The organism is Segatella copri, assembly GCF_015074785.1.
Classification (GTDB): domain Bacteria; phylum Bacteroidota; class Bacteroidia; order Bacteroidales; family Bacteroidaceae; genus Prevotella.
The window spans coordinates 565689-585304 of record NZ_CP042464.1 but is presented as its reverse complement, the minus strand read 5'-3'; the positions used below and the strand labels follow the sequence as shown (position 1 = coordinate 585304).

14 protein-coding genes are annotated in these 19616 nt (G+C 44.8%); 7 read left to right on the top strand and 7 right to left on the bottom strand.

Translation table 11 applies throughout. The annotated features are described in order from the left end of the window. Window positions 1-55: 55 nt before the first annotated feature. Together FO447_RS02400 and lepA are read right to left on the bottom strand one after the other, a co-directional pair. Window positions 56-655 carry a Crp/Fnr family transcriptional regulator gene (locus FO447_RS02400; protein WP_118139578.1) on the bottom strand — a complete coding sequence of 200 codons (600 nt, stop codon included), beginning with the start codon at window positions 653-655 and terminating at the stop codon, window positions 56-58. 40 nt (window positions 656-695) lie between these two features. Continuing rightward, window positions 696-2489: a translation elongation factor 4 gene (lepA, locus tag FO447_RS02395; protein WP_117692558.1), complete on the bottom strand. Its 1794-nt coding sequence runs from the start codon at window positions 2487-2489 to the stop codon at window positions 696-698. A 101-nt stretch (window positions 2490-2590) separates the two neighbouring features. Here lepA and FO447_RS02390 point away from each other — a divergent pair, with 101 nt between their 5' ends. After that, window positions 2591-2977, top strand: a complete 387-nt coding sequence (locus FO447_RS02390) for a hypothetical protein (RefSeq protein WP_200757488.1) — start codon at window positions 2591-2593, stop codon at window positions 2975-2977. 72 nt (window positions 2978-3049) lie between these two features. Here the strand turns inward: FO447_RS02390 and FO447_RS02385 are convergent, their stop codons facing one another. The 4 genes from FO447_RS02385 to FO447_RS02370 all read right to left on the bottom strand — a co-directional run bounded on the left by FO447_RS02385 (window position 3050) and on the right by FO447_RS02370 (window position 9122). Continuing rightward, window positions 3050-3328 carry a TIGR03905 family TSCPD domain-containing protein gene (locus FO447_RS02385; RefSeq protein ID WP_006846971.1) on the bottom strand — a complete coding sequence of 93 codons (279 nt, stop codon included), beginning with the start codon at window positions 3326-3328 and terminating at the stop codon, window positions 3050-3052. A gap of 5 nt (window positions 3329-3333) precedes the next feature. Next, complete coding sequence (locus FO447_RS02380; RefSeq protein WP_022120814.1) at window positions 3334-4077, bottom strand: YebC/PmpR family DNA-binding transcriptional regulator; 744 nt, start codon at window positions 4075-4077, stop codon at window positions 3334-3336. Window positions 4078-4148: 71 nt separating this feature from the next. After that, entirely contained in the window at window positions 4149-6617 is a 2469-nt protein-coding gene (gene pheT, locus FO447_RS02375; RefSeq protein WP_200757486.1) for a phenylalanine--tRNA ligase subunit beta, read from the bottom strand. Window positions 6618-6791: 174 nt separating this feature from the next. Continuing rightward, complete coding sequence (locus FO447_RS02370; protein ID WP_118151144.1) at window positions 6792-9122, bottom strand: penicillin-binding protein 1A; 2331 nt, start codon at window positions 9120-9122, stop codon at window positions 6792-6794. 115 nt (window positions 9123-9237) lie between these two features. Between FO447_RS02370 and pyrB the strand changes: the two genes are divergently transcribed. The 4 genes from pyrB to FO447_RS02350 all read left to right on the top strand — a co-directional run bounded on the left by pyrB (window position 9238) and on the right by FO447_RS02350 (window position 13116). Beyond that, window positions 9238-10185, top strand: coding sequence for an aspartate carbamoyltransferase (gene pyrB / locus FO447_RS02365; protein WP_118062888.1), 948 nt, complete (start codon window positions 9238-9240; stop codon window positions 10183-10185). A gap of 182 nt (window positions 10186-10367) precedes the next feature. Further along, window positions 10368-10832 (top strand): aspartate carbamoyltransferase regulatory subunit, encoded by a 465-nt coding sequence (gene pyrI, locus FO447_RS02360; RefSeq protein ID WP_117587317.1) that lies wholly within the window; start codon window positions 10368-10370, stop codon window positions 10830-10832. 132 nt (window positions 10833-10964) lie between these two features. Further along, window positions 10965-12245 carry a serine hydroxymethyltransferase gene (glyA, locus tag FO447_RS02355; protein WP_117587318.1) on the top strand — a complete coding sequence of 427 codons (1281 nt, stop codon included), beginning with the start codon at window positions 10965-10967 and terminating at the stop codon, window positions 12243-12245. Between the two features lie 91 nt (window positions 12246-12336). After that, window positions 12337-13116: a DUF5020 family protein gene (locus FO447_RS02350; protein WP_234699046.1), complete on the top strand. Its 780-nt coding sequence runs from the start codon at window positions 12337-12339 to the stop codon at window positions 13114-13116. A gap of 101 nt (window positions 13117-13217) precedes the next feature. On the opposite strand, the gene FO447_RS02345 is transcribed toward FO447_RS02350, so the two are convergent. Next, complete coding sequence (locus FO447_RS02345; protein WP_200757484.1) at window positions 13218-14084, bottom strand: GIN domain-containing protein; 867 nt, start codon at window positions 14082-14084, stop codon at window positions 13218-13220. Window positions 14085-15263: 1179 nt separating this feature from the next. Here FO447_RS02345 and FO447_RS02340 point away from each other — a divergent pair. Then, the gene (locus FO447_RS02340; RefSeq protein WP_118082171.1) at window positions 15264-16961 is read left to right on the top strand and encodes an ISL3 family transposase; all 1698 of its coding nucleotides are present in this window, start codon (window positions 15264-15266) and stop codon (window positions 16959-16961) included. A gap of 180 nt (window positions 16962-17141) precedes the next feature. Then, window positions 17142-19601, top strand: coding sequence for a hypothetical protein (locus FO447_RS02335; RefSeq protein ID WP_200757482.1), 2460 nt, complete (start codon window positions 17142-17144; stop codon window positions 19599-19601). Window positions 19602-19616: the final 15 nt, after the last annotated feature.

Below are 19616 nucleotides of genomic sequence, written 5' to 3'. Positions count from 1 at the left end.
GAAACAACAAAAAAGAGGGTGTGTCACAAGTCACATCCTCTTTTTTACTTTATGATTATAATAATGTATTTGATCGGATTCTGGACAGCGTTTCCGGAGTCATCTGCAGATAGCTTGCGATATAGGTGAGCGGAGCACGCAGAACCACCTGTGGGTTCATTTCGCACAGGCGCTTATATTTATTAGGTGCCGACTCAAATCGCATCAGATCGGCATGAATCTGAGACTGAATCAAACTCTCTTCCAGTATTTTACGATAAAGCATCTGGATATTGACATTACGCATAGCAGCCGCCTCCAGCTTCTTCTTCGGTAGCATATACACCAGCGTAGGCTCCAAAGCTTCCACCTGCAGGTGGGTAGGCTCTTCCTTAAAGAGGCTCTCAATGCACATAAAGATGGTATGATCCACACCCAGATGCTCGGTCACCTCCTTGCCATTCTTAAAGTAAAATTGGCGTACCAATCCCTTCTCGATGTACGAGATACCCATGCACTGTTCACCTTCAGGCAAGATCAGCTCGCCCTTGCCATACTTGATAGGCTCAAGGATATCTTCCACCACATCGAGCTCATCATGAGTCATCGTACTATATTTACGCGCCAATTCGCGCGCAATATCACGCTTAGGGGTAATTACTTTAAAGTCTGCCATAATACTTAACCTCCTTTTCCATTATACTTATATTAAATCATTAATCGAGTTTGAGCACAGCAAGGAAGGCTTTCTGTGGAACTTCCACATTACCAATCTGCTTCATGCGTTTCTTACCCTTCTTCTGCTTCTCCAGCAACTTGCGCTTACGGCTTACGTCACCACCATAACATTTGGCGGTAACATCCTTGCGCACCTGCTTAACAGTCTCACGTGCCACAATCTTGGCACCGATAGCTGCCTGGATAGCAATATCGAACTGCTGACGAGGTATGAGGTCCTTCAACTTCTCGCACATTCTGCGGCCGAAGCTCACAGAGTTATCGCGGTGAGTCAAAGTACTCAAAGCATCTACAGGCTCTCCATTCAACAGGATATCGAGCTTCACCAGGTCGGAATGACGGAATGAATCGATATGATAGTCGAACGAAGCATATCCCTTGGAGATACTCTTCAGCTTGTCATAGAAGTCGATGACGATTTCTCCCAATGGCAACATGAAGTGGAGCTCTACACGGTTTCCACTCACATATTCCTGGTTGATGAGTTCGCCTCGTTTATCCAGACAGAGTTTCATGATTGGTCCAATATAATTGGTAGCCGTAATGATGGTTGCCCGGATATATGGTTCCTCAATATGATCAATCAGAGTTGGGTCTGGCAATCCGGAAGGATTGTGAACCTCTTTCTCACCGCCCTGCTTGTCGTATACCATATAAGATACGTTAGGTACGGTAGTGATGACATCCATATTAAACTCACGGTCCAGTCTCTCCTGTACGATTTCCATGTGGAGCAAACCGAGGAATCCGCATCGGAAACCGAAGCCCAAAGCCACAGAACTCTCTGGCGAGAAAGTCAATGAAGCATCATTGAGCTGCAGTTTTTCAAGCGATGCACGCAGATTCTCGTAATCGCTAGGATCGATAGGATAAACACCGGCGAAGACCATAGGTTTCACTTCCTGGAAACCTGCAATCGCCTTGTCGCAAGGACGGGCGATATGAGTAATGGTATCACCCACCTTTACCTCGGTAGCATTCTTGATGCCCGAGATGATATAACCTACCTCACCGGTACCCAATTCCTGGCGTGGAATCATATCCATCTTCAATACACCGATTTCATCTGCATCATATTCCATGCCGGTATTGAAGAACTTCACCTTATCTCCCTTACGGATCACGCCATTCTCTATCTTGAAATAGGCGATGATGCCGCGGAAAGAGTTGAATACAGAGTCGAAAATCAAAGCCTGAAGCGGTGCCTTCTCGTTTCCTACCGGAGCAGGAACACGATTAACAACAGCTTCCAGTATATCTTCTACACCCTCACCGGTCTTACCTGAAGCACGGAGAATATCCTCATGCTTACAACCGATCAGATCTACAATTTCGTCTTCTACCTCATCAGGCATAGCTGAAGGCATATCTATCTTATTGATTACCGGAATAATCTCCAGGTCGTGCTCGATAGCCATATAGAGGTTTGAAATGGTCTGTGCCTGAACGCCTTGAGTAGCGTCAACAACCAGCAGTGCTCCCTCGCAAGCAGCGATGGAACGGGAAACTTCGTATGAGAAGTCAACGTGTCCCGGAGTATCAATAAGATTCAGGATATAGGTCTGTCCATCCTTTGCCTTATATTCCATTTGGATAGCGTGACTCTTGATCGTGATACCACGTTCTCTTTCCAAATCCATATCATCAAGCATCTGTCCTTCAGTAATCTTGATGGTCTGAGTCTTCTCCAGAAGTCGGTCTGCCAAGGTACTTTTACCATGGTCTATATGTGCAATAATGCAGAAATTTCTTATTTTATTTATATTCTCCATATAATTTTCTCTCTTTAGAGTGCAAAGATAGTATTTTTTTTCGTATCTTTGCACAAAATATTGAAAATAATAGAGATTTTTAGATAAAAAATAGAAAAATCATGAAGAAAAAGTTGATTTACATCGGTATTTTTGCTTCTTTGCTCGTTTCTTGTACAGAAAGTCTGGAGGACAAAGCGGCTCGTGAAGCCAAGGAATATACTGAAAAATACTGTCCTACTCCATACGTCAACGATGCCAGGACTGACAGTGCTGCATTTGATAAAACCAAGAAGATGTATACGTACTATATCTCTTTGAGAAACAAGGCAGATAACAAGAAGGCGATTGATGCCAACAAGGGTAAACTCCATAAGATTCAGAAGGAAGCCCTGGACAACAACCCTGGTCTGAAGAAATATAAGGAAGAGCATTTCACCTTCCGTTTCATATATCATTCGGCTAAGAACCCGAAGGAGGTGTTGCTGGATGATATCTTCAAGTATTAGAAAAGACACGGAGTACTAGTAGTAAAAAAGGCACGGATTACTAGCTAGTAATCCGTGCCTTTTCTAATACTATTAATATCCCATTTCCTGCAAAGCTGTCGCCAACTGGTCTGGACAGCTTGTAGGCTTATTGCCACAAGTGATACCCTTCAGTCGGGCGATGACCTCCTTTGCCTTCATGCCTTTAATCAAAGCACAAACGCCCTTGGTATTGCCATCGCAGCCTCCGATGAACTGGGCATCCTGCACATTTCCATCTTCATCTATACTGATGCAGATGTATTTTGAGCAGGTGCCATGAGTCTGATAAGTTACCTTCTGCAACTTATCCTGTTTGTCTTGCTGCAACATAATGCTTATTCTGCGTCTGCAGGAATTTCTGGCTTCATGTTGGTATATACAGTCTGAACATCGTCAAACTCTTCCAACTTCTCAACCATCTTGTCGATAGTTTCGCGCTCCTCAGGAGTTACATCCTTCAAATCGTTAGGGATGTAAGTGAACTCAGCACCAGTTACCTCGAAACCCTCAGCCTCCAGGTGCTTCTGAATTTCGCCGAAGCTTGTAGGAGCACCATAGATAGTGATTTCGTTGTTCTCCTCATCCTCATCAAACTCATCTTCTACGCCGTAGTCGATCAGGTCGAGAATCATCTCATCCATATCCAGACCTTCCTTCTTCTTGAATGTGAACACAGCCTTGTGGTCGAAGAGGAAAGACAGAGAACCTGTTGTACCCAAGTTTCCGCTGAACTTGTTGAAGATAGAACGAACGTCAGCAACAGTACGTGTAGTGTTGTCTGTCAGAGTATCAACGAAGACAGCCACTCCGTGAGGGCCATATCCCTCGTATGTTACTTCCTTGTAATCGCTGGTATCCTTGCCACAAGCGTTCTTGATGGCACGAGCGATGTTATCCTTAGGCATGTTCTCACGCTTACAGTTAGCGATGATAGCACGCAATGATGGGTTGTTCTCTGGTTCTGGACCGCCTGCCTTCACAGCAATAGCAATCTGCTTACCCAACTTAGTAAATGTCTTGGCCATGTGGCCCCATCTTTTCAGCTTTGTAGCTTTACGATATTCAAATGCTCTTCCCATTGGAATAAAATTTTAAATGTTTATCGTTTGTTTATAATATTATCTTAATTCTGCACTGAGCCCCTTCTGCATTATCTCAATTCTGCATTGAGCTTGCTTGTAAGGTTGGCTATGAGCTTCTTCATGATAGCATCTATCTGCTTGTCATTCAGAGTCTTCTCCTCATCCTGCAGGATGAAGTTAACGGCATAACTCTTCTTGCCCTCTGGCAAATGCTCACCCTCATAAACATCGAAGAGAACAACGCTCTTCAGAAGTTTCTTCTCTGTCTGGTGGGCAATCTGCTCAATCTGAGCGAACTCTACATTCTTGTCTACGAGCAATGCAAGGTCGCGGCTCACTGAAGGATACTTGCTGATGTCGGTGTAAGTAAGGTTCACCTTCTTCACTGCCTTCATCAGGTTATCCCAGTGGATATCAGCATAGAACACATCCTGCTCTATATCGAATGCCTTCTTCAGCTTCAGGCTCAGGATACCCAGTTCTACCAATACCTTACCGGCACGGGTCTCGTAACTTACACCCTTAGAGAAGATGTTATTGTCGCTGTGCTTGATAACCACGTTGTTCTGTGGCATACCTACACGGCGAAGGATATTCTCTACCACAGCCTTCAGCTCGTAGATGCTGCTCTGCTCATCAGCATGAGCCCAACTGCCCTCTACGCGCTTACCGGTGATGAAGAGTGACATGTGAGCCTCCTGAGAGTAAGCCTTGATAGGACTCTCCTCGCTCCACTTCTCCTTATTGTATATATAGGTGTTACCCACCTCGAAGAACTTCAGGTTCTGGCTCTTATGGTTGATGTTGCGAACCACGCTCTCCAAACCACCGAACAGCATCGTCTGGCGCATCACACCGAGATCAGCACTCAATGGGTTCATCACCTTCACGGTTGTCTCGTTAGGATACTTGTTGAGGTCGAAGTCGGTATAGTAGCTAGCCTTGCTCATAGAGTTGTTGAGAATCTCCATGAAGCCCTCGCCTACCAACTGCTCTGCCACGAGGTTCTGGCTGTGATAAGCCTTATCCTCATCGCCCTGAACAGTCAGGGAGCTCTTCAACTGGGTTGGAATCTCCACATTATTATATCCGTAGATACGGAGAATATCCTCTACCACGTCGCAAGGACGCTGAACGTCTACGCGATAAGCAGGAACCAGGAGGTCGATACCCTCAGCATCCTCCTTCACAATCTTCATTTCGAGAGATGTAGCAATGTTCTTGATGGTCTCTGCACCAATCTCCTTACCGATAAGGCGATGCGCATACTCATAGTTCAGGCGAACAGGGAAATCCTGCATTGGCTCTGGATATACATCCTTGATCTGCATGGAAATCTTACCGCCAGCCAACTGCTTGCAGAGGATGGCTGCCTGCTTCAAAGCATAAATCTGTCCGTTTGGATCTACGCCACGCTCGAAACGGTAGCTGGCATCTGTACTCAAACCATGACGGCGAGCGCTCTTGCGAATCCATGTAGGATGGAAGTAAGCACTCTCCAAGACTACATCCTTGGTTGTCTCGTAAGTACCAGAACCCTTACCGCCGAAGATACCGGCGATACACATAGGCTCCTCAGCATTGCAGATGCTCAGGTCGTGCTCACCCAAGGTATGCTCCTCGCCATCGAGAGTAACAAACTTGGTGCCCTCTGGCTGGGTACGAACTACAATCTTATGACCGGTAACCATGTCTGCATCGAAGCAGTGCAATGGCTGGCCGTATGCCATCATGATGTAGTTGGTGATATCCACGATATTGTTGATAGGGCGCAAGCCGATGATGTTCAGCTTATCCTGCAACCACTTAGGACTTTCCTTCACCTCACAACCGGTGATGCTTACACAGGCATAACGCTTGCAAGCCTCAGTATTTTGGATTTCAACATCGATAGGAAGATCTTCGTTGTCTACCACAAACTCATCGCAAGTTGGGCGATGCAAGCTTGTCTTGTAGCCATTTTGCTTCAACCAGGCATACAGGTCGCGGGCTACACCCCAATGACCGAGCGCATCAGCACGGTTGGCTGTGATATCAATCTCGATGAGCCAGTCGCTCTCCAGATGGTAATATTCAGCAGCAGGCTGACCTACCGGAGCATCTTCAGGGAGTACGATGATGCCGTCGTGAGAGGTACCTACACCAATCTCATCCTCAGCACAGATCATACCCAAACTCTCTACACCGCGGAGTTTGCTCTTCTTGATGGTAAAACTCTGGTCGCCATCGTAAAGCACGCAGCCCAAATCAGCCACGATAACCTTCTGACCTGCAGCAACGTTAGGAGCACCACAGACAATCTGCTGAGGTTCGCCCTTACCCAAGTCAACGGTTGTAACATGGAGGTGATCACTATTAGGATGCTCCTCGCATGTCAACACTTTACCAACATAGAGACCTTTCAGTCCGCCCTTGACAGACTGAACTTCTTCCAAAGCGTCAACTTCGAGTCCGCAAGAGGTCAACGCGTCCGCAGTCTCCTGTGGTGTCAAATCGAAATCGACGTATTCTTTAAGCCATTTGTATGAAACGTTCATTATAATGATTTTTTATTTTATTTCTATTTTGAAAACCCGAAGAAACATCATTCGGGCTATGCATGTTCTAAAACTCTGCAAAAATACAAAAAAAAATGCATATAAACAAATAACATTCGCCATTTTTGCACTATTTAAAATAAATACATGCAAAAATGGCGAATGCCTTGGTTTTTATTCGAAAACTTCGTCGATGCTGCCACCTCCTACTTCCTCAAAGTCATCCTGTTCGGCTGCCTTTCGGGAACAAGGATTGTAGTCTTCCGGCAAATCGAACTTGATAGCAGGACTGATACCCAGCGACGGGTCGGCATAAACCTTCTTCATGAATATCGCCCAGATAGGCAAAGCCATGGTAGCACCCTGACCCATACTCATGGAATCGAAGTGAATATCACGCTCCTCACCACCTACCCAGCAGCCACTTACGAGCTGTGGAGTAAAGCCGATAAACCAACCGTCGCTGTTGTTATTGGTAGTACCGGTCTTGGCGCCAATCTGTCCTTCCAGGTTATAACGGTAGCGCAGTCTTCCTGCCGTACCATTATCCACAACGCCCATCAGCATGGTGAGCATCTTCATGGCATTATCGGCACTGATTACCTCGTTCATACGTGGCTGGAAGGTAGCAATCGTATTACCTTCATTATCCTCGATACGGCTCACAAACATTGGAGCAGTACGGATGCCGTGGTTGGCAAATACGGTATAGGCACTCACCATCTCACTGACACTTACCTCACATGGTCCCAGACAGAGACTCATGGATGCATGGATATCAGGACTGTTGATGCCGAAATCGCGCAACATCTGTACGAACTGCTGCGGATTGAGCTTACTCATCAGATAAGCACTCACCCAGTTGCTACTCTGCGCCAATCCCCAACTCAGCGGTACCATCTGTCCGGCACGTGAATGGTTGGCATTGCGAGGTGTCCACGGACGACCAGCCACCATATAGGTCTGCTGACGGTTAGGCGCCAGATCACAAGGCTGGAAGCCGTTAGACATCGCCAGACTGTAAAGGAATGGCTTGATGGTAGAACCCACCTGCCGGCGTCCCAGACTCACCATGTCATACATGAAATGAGTATAATCCAATCCACCCACATACGCTTTCACAGCACCCGTCTTAGGGTCCATGCTCATAAAACCGCTACGCAGAAAACTCTTGTAATAACGGATAGAATCGAGCGGACTCATCAGTGTATCAATATCACCATGATAGGTAAATACGGTCATCTCCTGCTTTTTGCGGAATGCCGCCTTGATTTCATCCTCAGAATATCCCGCAGCCTTCATCGTACGGTAACGCTCACTCTGGGTGATACTGCGGTTCAGTATACTCTTAATCTGTTTCGGTGTCAGCTTATCGCTGTATGGCGAGCTTGGTTTGCGGGCTATCTCTGCACTGAAGCGAGGCTGCAGATAGCGGGCTACATGCTGATACATAGCCTCTTCCGCATACTGCTGTATACGGCTATCAATAGTTGTAAACACCTTCAGTCCATCACTGTATACATTATATGGCGAACCATCCTTCTTATAGTTCTTGTTGCACCATCCATAGAGCGGATCATTCTCCCACTGGATAGAATCCACCACAAACTGGGCACGGTTCCAGGATGGATAATCACTACGCTCCGGACGCTTAGCCATCATATACTGGCGAAGGAACTCACGCAGATAAGTAGCCGAACCGTCCTTATGGTCGGTACGGTGGAAATTGAGTGTCAGCGGCTCAGCAGCACACTGGCTATACTCGCCCCGGCTCAGATACCCCGCCTTCACCATCTGCGAAAGAACCACATTTCTGCGCTCCCTCGCTCTCTCCGGATAGCGAACCGGATTGAAGAGCGACGGATTCTTGCACAGTCCGATGAGCGTTGCCGACTCACAGAGGGTCAGATTCTTCGGTTCCTTATTAAAATAGGTATTGGCCGCCGTCTTGATTCCTACAGCATTGTGCAGGAAATCGAAGTAATTGAGATAGAGAGCCAGAATCTCCTCTTTGGTATAATAGCGTTCCAGCTTCACCGCAATCACCCACTCTATCGGCTTCTGCAACAATCGTTCCATCGTACTGCCTGCCTTCTCAGAATAAAGCTGCTTGGCGAGCTGCTGCGTGATGGTACTTCCACCACCCGCATTAGTCTGTCCCAGGATACCACGCTTGACGATGGCACGTCCCAGTGCACGGAAGTCGATACCTGAATGCTCATAGAATCGCTCATCCTCAGTAGCCACCAGCGCCTTTATTAAATAAGGTGACATTTTCTTGTAAGGAATCACGATACGGTTCTCCTTGTTCAGGTTCCACGTACCAAGCACCTTGCCATCGGCAGAGTAAACCTGGGTGGCAAATCTGTTGATAGGATTCTGCAGATCCTCGATGTCGGGCATGTAGCCAATCATTCCAAACCAGATGGCAACAAAGGCAAGAATTACCATGAGTATTCCGGTGCCGAAAACAGCCCATAAAATATGTATAAATCGCTTTCTCATCACTATTTCTTTAAATATTTGTGCAAAATTACATAAAAGTTTTGACTTATCACACATAAATCAGATTTTTTATGTAACTTTGTGGGCGATTTTAGAACATTCAATCAAATTTCAAATGGAAAAACATAATTTTGTGACCATTGCAGACCTTTCCAAGGAGAAAATCATGTACCTCCTGGAAATGGCGCAAGAGTTCGAAAAGCACCCGAACAGGGAGTTGTTGAAGGGAAAGGTCGTAGCGACCCTTTTCTTCGAGCCATCTACTCGTACCCAACTCAGTTTCCAAACCGCTGCCAACCGCCTTGGTGCCCGTGTCATTGGTTTCTCTGATGCCAAGACATCCAGTACCACCAAGGGTGAGACCCTCAAGGATACCATCCTGATGGTAAGCAACTATGCCGATGTAATCGCCATGCGCCATTTCATCGAGGGAGCAGCCCAGTATGCCAGTGAGGTAGCACCAGTGCCTATCGTAAATGCAGGCGACGGCGCTCACATGCATCCTTCACAGTGCCTGCTCGACCTCTACTCTATCTACAAGACCCAGGGAACCCTGGAGAACTTGAACATCTATCTTGTGGGTGACCTCAAATATGGCCGCACCGTTCACTCACTTATCACAGCCATGCGCCACTTCAATCCTACCTTCCATTTCATCGCACCTAAAGAACTCGCCATGCCAGAAGAGTATAAACTCTACTGCAAGGAGCACAACATCAAATATGTTGAGCACGAGGACTTTAACGAAGATGTGATTGCAGGTGCCGACATCCTCTACATGACCCGTGTACAGAAGGAGCGTTTCAGCGACCTGATGGAGTATGAACGCGTAAAGAACGTGTATATCCTGAAGCGTGACATGCTCTGCAAGGCTAAGGAGAACATGAAGATCATGCATCCGCTGCCACGTGTTAACGAGATTGCTTACGATGTAGACGATGATCCACATGCATACTATATCCAGCAGGCTCAGAACGGCCTCTATGCACGTGAGGCTATCTTCTGCCACTGCCTCGGCATCTCGCTCGATGACGTGAAGAACGATAAAAGCATAATTGAATAATGTTGAATGTTGAATATTGAATAATGTTGAATGTTGAATGTTGAATGTTGAGTTGCCTAACGGACACTTAACATGGGCCTCAAGGGCGCAAGCCTCACTCAACATTCAACACTCAACATTCAACACTCAACATTCAACACTCAACATTCAACACTCAACACTCAACATTTAAAAAAAAAGAGATGGGAAACAATAAAAGTCAATTAGTGGTTGCGGCTATCGAGAACGGTACCGTAATCGACCATATACCAGCCGAAAAGACCTATCAGGTAGTAAATCTGCTCCAGTTGGAGAAGATGGAGACTCCTGTTACTATCGGCTACAACCTGCCAAGCAAGAAGATTGGCAAGAAGGGCATCATCAAGGTTGCCAACAAGTATTTTACCGATGAGGAAATCAACCGACTCTCTGTCGTTGCGCCTAACATCGGACTGAGTATCATCAAAGACTACGAAATCGTAGAGAAGAAGACCGTCAAGACTCCTGATACGCTGAAGGGCATCGTAAAGTGCAACAACCCTAAGTGTATCACCAACAACGAGCCTATGCAGACCCTCTTCCATACCGTAGACAAAGTGCTCGGTATCGTACGTTGCCACTACTGCGACAAAGAGCAGCAATTGGGCAAAGTAGAGCTCTGCAAGTAATAAAAACAGGTAGTTTATAACAAAAAGTAAGCAATATCACTCAAAATGTTACGATTTATTTGGTAGTTTGAGAGATATTGCTTATTTTTGCACCCGATTTCATTAAACATCAACCATAAAAAGTAAAGGGAAATGGTAAAAGATCAAGAGATTTTCGACTTAATCGAAAGAGAACATCAGCGCCAGCTGAAGGGTATGGAGCTTATCGCTTCTGAGAATTTCGTGAGTGACGAGGTGATGAACGCTATGGGTTCTTACCTTACTAACAAGTATGCCGAGGGTCTGCCAGGCAAGCGTTATTATGGCGGATGCCAGGTAGTTGACATCGTAGAGAACCTCGCCATCGAGCGTGTAAAGAAGGTGTTCGGTGCTGAGTATGCCAACGTACAGCCTCACTCTGGTGCTCAGGCTAACGCTGCTGTTCTGCTTGCCGTATTGAAGCCAGGTGATACCTTCATGGGCTTGAACCTCGACCACGGCGGCCACCTCTCTCATGGTAGCCACGTCAATACATCCGGTATTCTCTACAACCCTATCGGTTACAACCTGAACAAGGAAACAGGCCGTGTAGACTACGACGAGATGGAGAAACTGGCTCTTGAGCACAAACCAAAACTGATTATCGGTGGTGGTAGCGCTTATAGCCGCGAGTGGGATTATGCCCGCATGCGCAAGATTGCCGATGAGGTAGGCGCACTCCTCATGATCGATATGGCTCACCCTGCAGGTCTGATTGCAGCCGGTCTGCTCGACAACCCATTGAAGTATGCACACATCGTTACTTCTACTACTCACAAGACCCTCCGTGGTCCTCGTGGCGGTATCATTCTGATGGGCAAAGATTTTGACAATCCATGGGGTTTGACTACCAAGAAGGGCGAGGTTAAGAAGATGAGCATGCTCTTGAATTCTGCCGTATTCCCAGGTCAGCAGGGTGGTCCGCTGGAGCACGTCATCGCTGCCAAGGCAGTAGCCTTCAATGAGAATCTGCAGCCTTCATGGAAGGAGTATGCTACTCAGGTAAAGAAGAATGCAGCCGTACTCGCAGATGACCTCATCGGTCGCGGATTCGGTATCGTGAGCGGTGGTACAGACAACCATTCTATGCTCGTAGACCTCCGAAGTAAATATCCAGATCTTACGGGTAAAGTCGCTGAGAATGCGCTGGTTGCAGCCGACATCACAGTCAACAAGAACATGGTTCCATTCGACAGCCGTTCTGCCTTCCAGACATCAGGTATCCGCCTGGGTACAGCAGCCATGACCACACGTGGTGCCAAGGAAGACATGATGCATCTCATTGCCGAACTCATCGAGGAGGTTCTGAATGCTCCTGAGGACGAGAAGGTCATTGCCCGCGTTCGCGAAAAGGTGAATGCGACAATGAAGGATTATCCTCTCTTTGCATACTAATCGTTACGGATAAATATAATTACAAACTGCGGGCCTTCCGTCCGCAGTTTTTTGTTTCATTTAATAAATAATAAAGAAAAGAAAAAAAATTATGAAAAAGATGAAAAGCCTACTGCTCATGGCACTTGCGTTGCTCCCTGCGAGCAAAACTTTAGCACAGACCAACGCCCAAGTTTTCTACGACTTCGGCAGTGACCGCAAGTTTGTTACCCTCACACTCGAAATGTTCAAGCAGGACAAATGGGGTAACACCTATTTCTTTGTAGACCACGACTTCAATTACGACAAAATGGACACCAGCAGTCCAAACGTGGCACAGGGTGGTACCTATACAGAGATTTCACGTGCATTGAACTTCTGGCAGAACAGCCCAATGAAGAACTGGAGCCTCCACGTAGAGTATAATGGTGGTATTACCAAGAAATACCCTATCAACAATGCCTGGCTCTTCGGTGTGGAATATTTCATGCACGACAAGAGTTTCAAGAACACCTTGACACTCCAGGCACTCTACAAGACTATCCGCAAGACCGACCAGAACGTACCAATGCAGTTGACTGCTGTTTGGGGATGCAAAGACATCTTTGGATTAAAGGGATTGAACTTTAGCGGTTTCGCAGATTTCTGGTGGGAGGACCACAGTTCTTTCCTGGATAAGGATGGCGACCCGAAGCTCGACAAGGATGGCAACATCGATTACAAAGCTGAGCACACCGTCTTCACTACTGAGCCACAGCTCTGGTACAACGTAGGTCAGCACTTCGGCTGCGAGAACCTGAGCGTAGGTAGCGAGGTAGAAATCAGCCACAACTTCGGCAGCAATGCCGGCTGGATGGTTCGCCCTTGCCTCGGTGTAAAGTGGGACTTCTAATTACGAACTTTCTTAGCTGCGGAAAATTTTCAAAAATTCATTTTAAAAATTTTCCGCACTAATTCTTAACCACTTTATTTTCTGTTTTCCAACAACTTACGTTACTTTCTTACCGTCAATCCACCATCAGAAATCCCTCCGATTCCGCCTTTTTTCTTATTGTACTGACGGGTTACGCCGCTCAAGTCAACCCCTCCAACACCTTCAGAAGTAGCGTTTACACTCTGGCAGTCAACCTTGGCTTTCACACTGCCCACGCCCTCGTTCTTGATAATCAGGTTGCCACCCTTAAACATTCCCAGATTAACCGAGCCTACGCCCTCGTTATCCAGTTTCACACTTCCCATCTCAATCTTAGAGATTTTCACCGAGCCTACGCCTTCGTTATCAATGTTCATATCATCTCCAGCCACATCATCGATATTTACCGAGCCAACCCCCTCGTTGGTTATCTCCAGTTTGTTGGCAAGAACCTTCCCAATCTTGACAGAGCCTACACCCTCGTTATCGATTTTCAGGCGGTCGCTATTGATGCTCTTGGTATAGAATGAGCCCACGCCTTCCTGTGCAATCTTCACCAGGTCGGGGCTGGTGATATAAATCTTGAGTCTATTCTTTTCAGAGTTACACGCGGCAGGCACTTTGAGCTTTCCGTTGAGTCCGATCTTCACCTCGCCGTCACGATAAACCACCTTGAGTTTCTCCTTGAGTTTCTGTGCGAACTCAGCATCCTTGATGGCAGAGTAATCCAATCGAACACTGCATTCATCGCCATTGTTCTGGGTATAATAAACGCTGGCAATCACATCCACGTCGATAGCCTTGAAAGGCTTCTCGGTCAAATCATCCTGCGTAAAGTTGAGACTTCCCTTCATTTCACTGGCAGAAGATCCCATACTGCAAGAACTCAAGCCCATTGGGGCTAAGAATAAAGCGGCAGCCACCGCCCAAATACATAATTTCTTCATATCATTTCTATTTTATGTTTCTAAATACGTGATATACCGAATACCTTTTTGTTTCGGAAATCTGATGGTTAGACGTAAGAAGATACATAAAGGTTGCAGGAAAAAAGAAAAAATGCAGAAAAAAAAGTGCAACAGAAAGCTATTCTCACTGGAACAGTCTCCTGTTCTTACTGAAATAGCCTTCGTTAGTCACTGAAATAGTATTGTTTTCCTGGTTTACTGAACGACCGTAGAGAGTGATAACTTCTTTAACTTCCCTTAACTTCCCCAGATACGAAAGTTCAATCTAATATGCGAAACTTCAAATTTTCTGCGTTAATATTTGTTTAAAAATCAGTTCTTTTTCGGTATCGTTAACTTCTTTTATCTGATAATTGTTTAACACAACATAACACGTAATCCCCTACCCCACTTGCTTTTCAAAGATTTCAGCGGTAAGAAAAGAGAAAAAATGGAACCCTAAAAAAATGGCACCTCTTTCGGAACCAAAAACAAACGCTTAAAATATGTAAAAACGGACCAAATTCTTAAAATATGTTTATAAAAAGCGAAAAACACCCTTCACCACCCTTCACCCGTAACTATTTGACACATAAAACGTTAAATAAAAAGGTGAAGGGTGAAGGTTTGAAAACTCTTTTTTATATATACGCGCGGCAAGGGAAAAAATCAGTTTTTTCATTTTTCTGACTTTCCGGTTTTTCCAAAAATCCTAAAAAAAGAATATATATATAAGATTTAAAATATACCCTTCACCCTTCACCACAACACATATCCATCATCGTATTCCCAACATTTGTTTTCCTGGTTTATTCTTCGGAGATATTCTGCTATCTTTCGGAGATATTTTCGTATTCTTCGGAGATATTCTGCTATCTTTCGGAGTAATTTTCGGGTTAATGAGTTCAGAAATAGTTATCGTTTGACAAGCGGAAGAGCCTATTCGTTATTGCCCACAACAAACCAACCTAATGAGTATCAGAACAAAAAGTAGCGAATTAAGTTTATTTAACCTTAGAAAACTACTACTTATGAAATAATTTCATTAAATGGCTCTTCGCAAATTTTGGTGCACATAATGCCCAACTGCAGAATTCTTTAAGAAAGTTTTACATAAAATGTTAGCGATTGTCCGACAAAAAATGTAAGTTTATTAGTGTTCAAAAAATAAGACTTACAATGGAGACAATCGCTAACATTTGCAAAGGTACAGAAAATTTAGGAAACAACCAAACGGATTTAAAATTAAATGCTTTTGAAGTGGGAGAAAACCTCGTTGCTTTCCTCATCCCCCACTTTGCTAATTTCGTTATAATCAACTATACCATCACAGAGGATGAAGTGGCACTGACGCTAAAAAGCAAGTCTACTTGCGCTTGCTGTGATCGTTGCCATATCGAGACACATCATACCCGTGGCTGGCAAAAAAGGAAAGTAACCATGCCTCCGCTCGGTGGAAAACGTTTTACACTGATTTTGTATATGCGTAAATTTCACTGTAAGGCCGATGGTCATTTCTTTACAGAGCAACAGCCCGATTGGCTCAACAAGTATGCTAGATTTTCCATTGACTGTACAAGACTAATGAACCAAGTGCACTTACAGATGTCATCAGTCTCAGCTTCCAGAATATTGTCGGATATGGGAATACATTGCTGCCCCAACACATGTATCAATCATCTCAAGAATATAAAACTAGCTTCAGATAGGACGGCAACCAACATTGGTATAGACGATTTTGCTAAAAGGAAAGGCTATTCGTATGGTAGTGCCATCGTCAATCATGACACTGGTCAAGTGTTGGAATTGATTGATTCTAGAGACTCCGAAAAGGTCGCTGAAGTCCTGAGCCTCTATCATCATGTGTCCACCATCACTCGCGATAGGGGCAAGTGTTACATCAAGGCTATAAAGAAGGCTCTTCCTGCAGCAACTGTTGTCGCAGACAAATTCCATATTATGGAAAATTTGACGAAAGCACTTTTCCCACAAGTCCAAAGCCGCTTCTTGCATGAAAGAAAACGTTTGTTGGACAAAAGTGAAATTGGTCCCAAACCTCCAGTCTTAGATCAATCCTGGGTGCTACAAGGTATTTATGCATCTTTGGACTCAATGAGTAAAGACGTGGAAAAAGCTAAAACATTGGCTAAGCGGAAGTTGTGTCTTCAAATGCATGTAAATCAAGAGCTCTCTATAAAGGATATCCATGACAAAACAGGCTATAGCAGTTGCGAGATTAAGAAACTGCTAGATGCAACTTATGAGAGTTTTCTCAACCCTAGCCAACTATGGGTATATAAAAATGTGAAGTACATATCAGATAGAATCTTAGAGAAAAAGACTTTGGAATACTCAGGTGTGGTCAAGGGCGTTCATGGTTCGGGGAAAAAGTATGCAATGAAAATGTTGCTGTCCATTCTGAGGGAGAAATGGAAAAATGAATATGGGGAGTACAAAGAAAGAATGAGGAAATTTCTATCAAAAGAAAGCATACGAATGGAAGAGCATGATCTTTGGAACGCAATTGTACACTTTAATTCAAGACCAAAGACGGAATCTGTCAAGATTTTCATGCAACAAAAAAACATGTATGATTTGAAATACTTTGTCTCCACATTTCAAGGGATATTGAGTGGAGAGAACAAAATGGGACTATACAAATGGATAAATATGGCCATTGGATGTGGGGTGGATGGAATAGAAAAGTTTGCCATGGGTTTGCTTGACGACTACCAGGCCATCAAGAATTCCATTACCAGCAAATGGAACAATGGAATTCTTGAAGGAACGGTATGCAAGATAAAAACAGTAAAACGAATTATGGCAGGACGAGCCTCCATCACCTTGTTGGAGAAAAAGGTTGCGCTTAAGCTTTAGCACTATGTGCACCAAAATTTGCGAAGAGCCCATTAAATTTGCAGCGTCTAAGAGCCACTTGTGAGTGTATGCGAGATGATGATAGTCAAACCACCCTAAAAAAGCAACGAGCTTGAGGACAAAAATATAAGTAAATGGAATCAAACAAAAACTGAAAGTACAATTTAAACTAAAATAGATATGAAATTATTCAATTCTAAGCTTGCTGCCATCGGTTTGGCGGCATTCGTATTCGCATCATGTAGCGACAACACAAGTGATCCTACAGGAGGTTCATCTCCAGCTAAGGTAGATGCCACAACTCTCGACCTCACTAACAGCGGAGAGTCTCTGTTTTCTAGCGTCATCAACTACAAGAACACAACAGCTAATGCCCGTAAGTTCTTTGGTACAAGAGCAGCCAGTGACGCAAATTTCATAACTGAACTCTACGAGGAAAACGAGGGAAACAAAGACAAAGAGAACACGATACCAAAGCAGCCTGCTACGGCTACTCAGGCTTTAGGTAACGACAACCTAAAAGATGGAATTTTCTACTTAAAGAAATCTGCTGGTGAGTGTGACTTCTCAAAAAACACTATCAAGAATGCAACTATCTTCGTAAATGGAGGTGCAAAATTAATATATTCTGCAAATACTTTCGAAAACGCAACAATCGTTGTAAAGCAGGGCGGTTCCCTGATTTTCAAGGGCACAGGTACAATGATCAAGCAGGGAGTTACTGTCTATAACGAACTTGGTTATGTCAAGACTGAAGACCCTGCAACAGACATCATTATTGAAGGAAAGTTATTCTCATCTTGGAGAGGTATTACCAGCGGCCTTGATGAAAATGGCAACGCAGTTAAACCAAAGGAACTCAAGTCCGGTTTAGGACAGCTTACAGCAGACAAGACAAGTCCTACACAGAAAATCACCTTCAAGACTGGTTCAAAGGCATGTATCATCGGTTCTATCCGTGGTACAGAAGTAAACGTTGAGGAAGGTGCCAACGTATATGCATCAGCTCACGTTTGGAATGCTACTACTGTTAACATCAATGGTAACCTGCAAATCGGCGGTTTCCTGAAGACAGCAGATCTGAACCTCAACACAAATGGTTATCTGAAGGCTGGCGACAACAGCGCAATCAAGGTTACCAATATATTGACCATGAATGCCGGTTCACAGATTGATGCCAACTACATCAATGTTACCTTGAACGAAAAGGATACCCACAAGAAGGTAACTAAGGTAGGTGAAGCACAGCTCATCCTGAAGGGTGCCTGCAAGATCAACATTGCGGACAAGGGTGTTATCAATGTTAACAAGCTTATCTCTTATAACGATGCAAAAGGCCAAATCAGCCTGGAAAAAGCTGGCGGTTTAGCTATTGTTAAGGCAGACGAGTTCCACAACGATGGTGCAGAAAACATCCAGGCATTCGATACTCCTGCAGAAGGTGCTACCTTCCTGTTCCAGTTCACAAAATGCTTTAATGGCGAGAACCAGCTTCCTACAGCAGAGGATCTTGACATTGCAGCATCATACCTCGACTACGACAAGGCTACCACTGGTGATTTGGTTAAGTTGAAGGATGCTGATAACAAGCAATATGGTTATGAATTGACTGCAACAACAGAGAACTTGAGCAACAAACCAAAACTGGATTTGTTTTCTGCAGCTGGAATTACAGAGAATACCCTCTCTGCAACATCTATCCAGGCTGCTAACGACAAGTTGTATGTTACATACCACACCCAGGGCAATGATAAGAGTCATATGGGAGGCGGATTGGAAGTTGCTCATATCGACGGTAAGAACCTTATTCTCGATCAGGCTGTTTCAGCTCAGGGAGGATTGGATGTAAACTATGGCATGATTGACGGCAACCGCTTCTACGTTGCTGCTACATCTTACAAGGAAGGTGCTTTCTTGGGTTATGCCAATCTGTCAAATGGTCAGTTGAGCGACACCAAGCTTGTTACCTACCCTATCGACAAGACAAATCCAAACAATGGCATTGATGCCAATAGTGTAGTCAAGTATAAAGACAACTTCGTTTTGGCAACAAACAAGGGTTATCAGGTTTACAACTCTACATTCACCCTGCGTACTCCACACCTCACAACAAATGACGTGAAGTTCGTAGCTGTTGGCAATGACAAACTCTATGGTTTGGAGGCAAATGGTACAACTACAGGTACTGTCAACATCTTTAACAACATCAATCTGGAAAATCCTCAGAGCTATACCACAGAAGGTAAAGTGGGTGTTGTTGATGGTAAAAACACCATCGCTGTAGATGGTACAAACCTTTACGTATGCCAAGGTGACGGCGGACTTGTACGCTACGATGCAAATGGCAATCCTACAGTATTGTTCGATGCTCCTATAGGCGAAAGTAACAAGGTTATCGGTCGCGTAAACGGTGTTGCAGTAGATTCAAAATACATTTACGTAGCATGTGGCGGTTATGGACTCGTTGTATTGGACAAGACCAAGGCTAAGGGTGAGAACGTTGTAGCCCGTCGCCGTGCATTCTATGATGGCAAGGAGAGCTACAACTCAGCTAACTATGTAACCCTTTACAAGGATTATATCTGTGTAGCTTACGGCCGCAGCCGCGTTCAGATTTTCAAGTTGGTAAATACTAAGTAATCAACTAAATAAATC

Bases quoted from the DNA above. Each gene is read 5' to 3' on its own strand.
- FO447_RS02400 (WP_118139578.1), bottom strand. From the start codon at position 655: ATGGCAGACTTTAAAGTAATTACCCCTAAGCGTGATATTGCGCGCGAA.
- lepA (WP_117692558.1), bottom strand. From the start codon at position 2,489: ATGGAGAATATAAATAAAATAAGAAATTTCTGCATTATTGCACATATA.
- FO447_RS02390 (WP_200757488.1), top strand. From the start codon at position 2,591: ATGAAGAAAAAGTTGATTTACATCGGTATTTTTGCTTCTTTGCTCGTT.
- FO447_RS02385 (WP_006846971.1), bottom strand. From the start codon at position 3,328: ATGTTGCAGCAAGACAAACAGGATAAGTTGCAGAAGGTAACTTATCAG.
- FO447_RS02380 (WP_022120814.1), bottom strand. From the start codon at position 4,077: ATGGGAAGAGCATTTGAATATCGTAAAGCTACAAAGCTGAAAAGATGG.
- pheT (WP_200757486.1), bottom strand. From the start codon at position 6,617: ATGAACGTTTCATACAAATGGCTTAAAGAATACGTCGATTTCGATTTG.
- FO447_RS02370 (WP_118151144.1), bottom strand. From the start codon at position 9,122: ATGAGAAAGCGATTTATACATATTTTATGGGCTGTTTTCGGCACCGGA.
- pyrB (WP_118062888.1), top strand. From the start codon at position 9,238: ATGGAAAAACATAATTTTGTGACCATTGCAGACCTTTCCAAGGAGAAA.
- pyrI (WP_117587317.1), top strand. From the start codon at position 10,368: ATGGGAAACAATAAAAGTCAATTAGTGGTTGCGGCTATCGAGAACGGT.
- glyA (WP_117587318.1), top strand. From the start codon at position 10,965: ATGGTAAAAGATCAAGAGATTTTCGACTTAATCGAAAGAGAACATCAG.
- FO447_RS02350 (WP_234699046.1), top strand. From the start codon at position 12,337: ATGAAAAAGATGAAAAGCCTACTGCTCATGGCACTTGCGTTGCTCCCT.
- FO447_RS02345 (WP_200757484.1), bottom strand. From the start codon at position 14,084: ATGAAGAAATTATGTATTTGGGCGGTGGCTGCCGCTTTATTCTTAGCC.
- FO447_RS02340 (WP_118082171.1), top strand. From the start codon at position 15,264: ATGGAGACAATCGCTAACATTTGCAAAGGTACAGAAAATTTAGGAAAC.
- FO447_RS02335 (WP_200757482.1), top strand. From the start codon at position 17,142: ATGAAATTATTCAATTCTAAGCTTGCTGCCATCGGTTTGGCGGCATTC.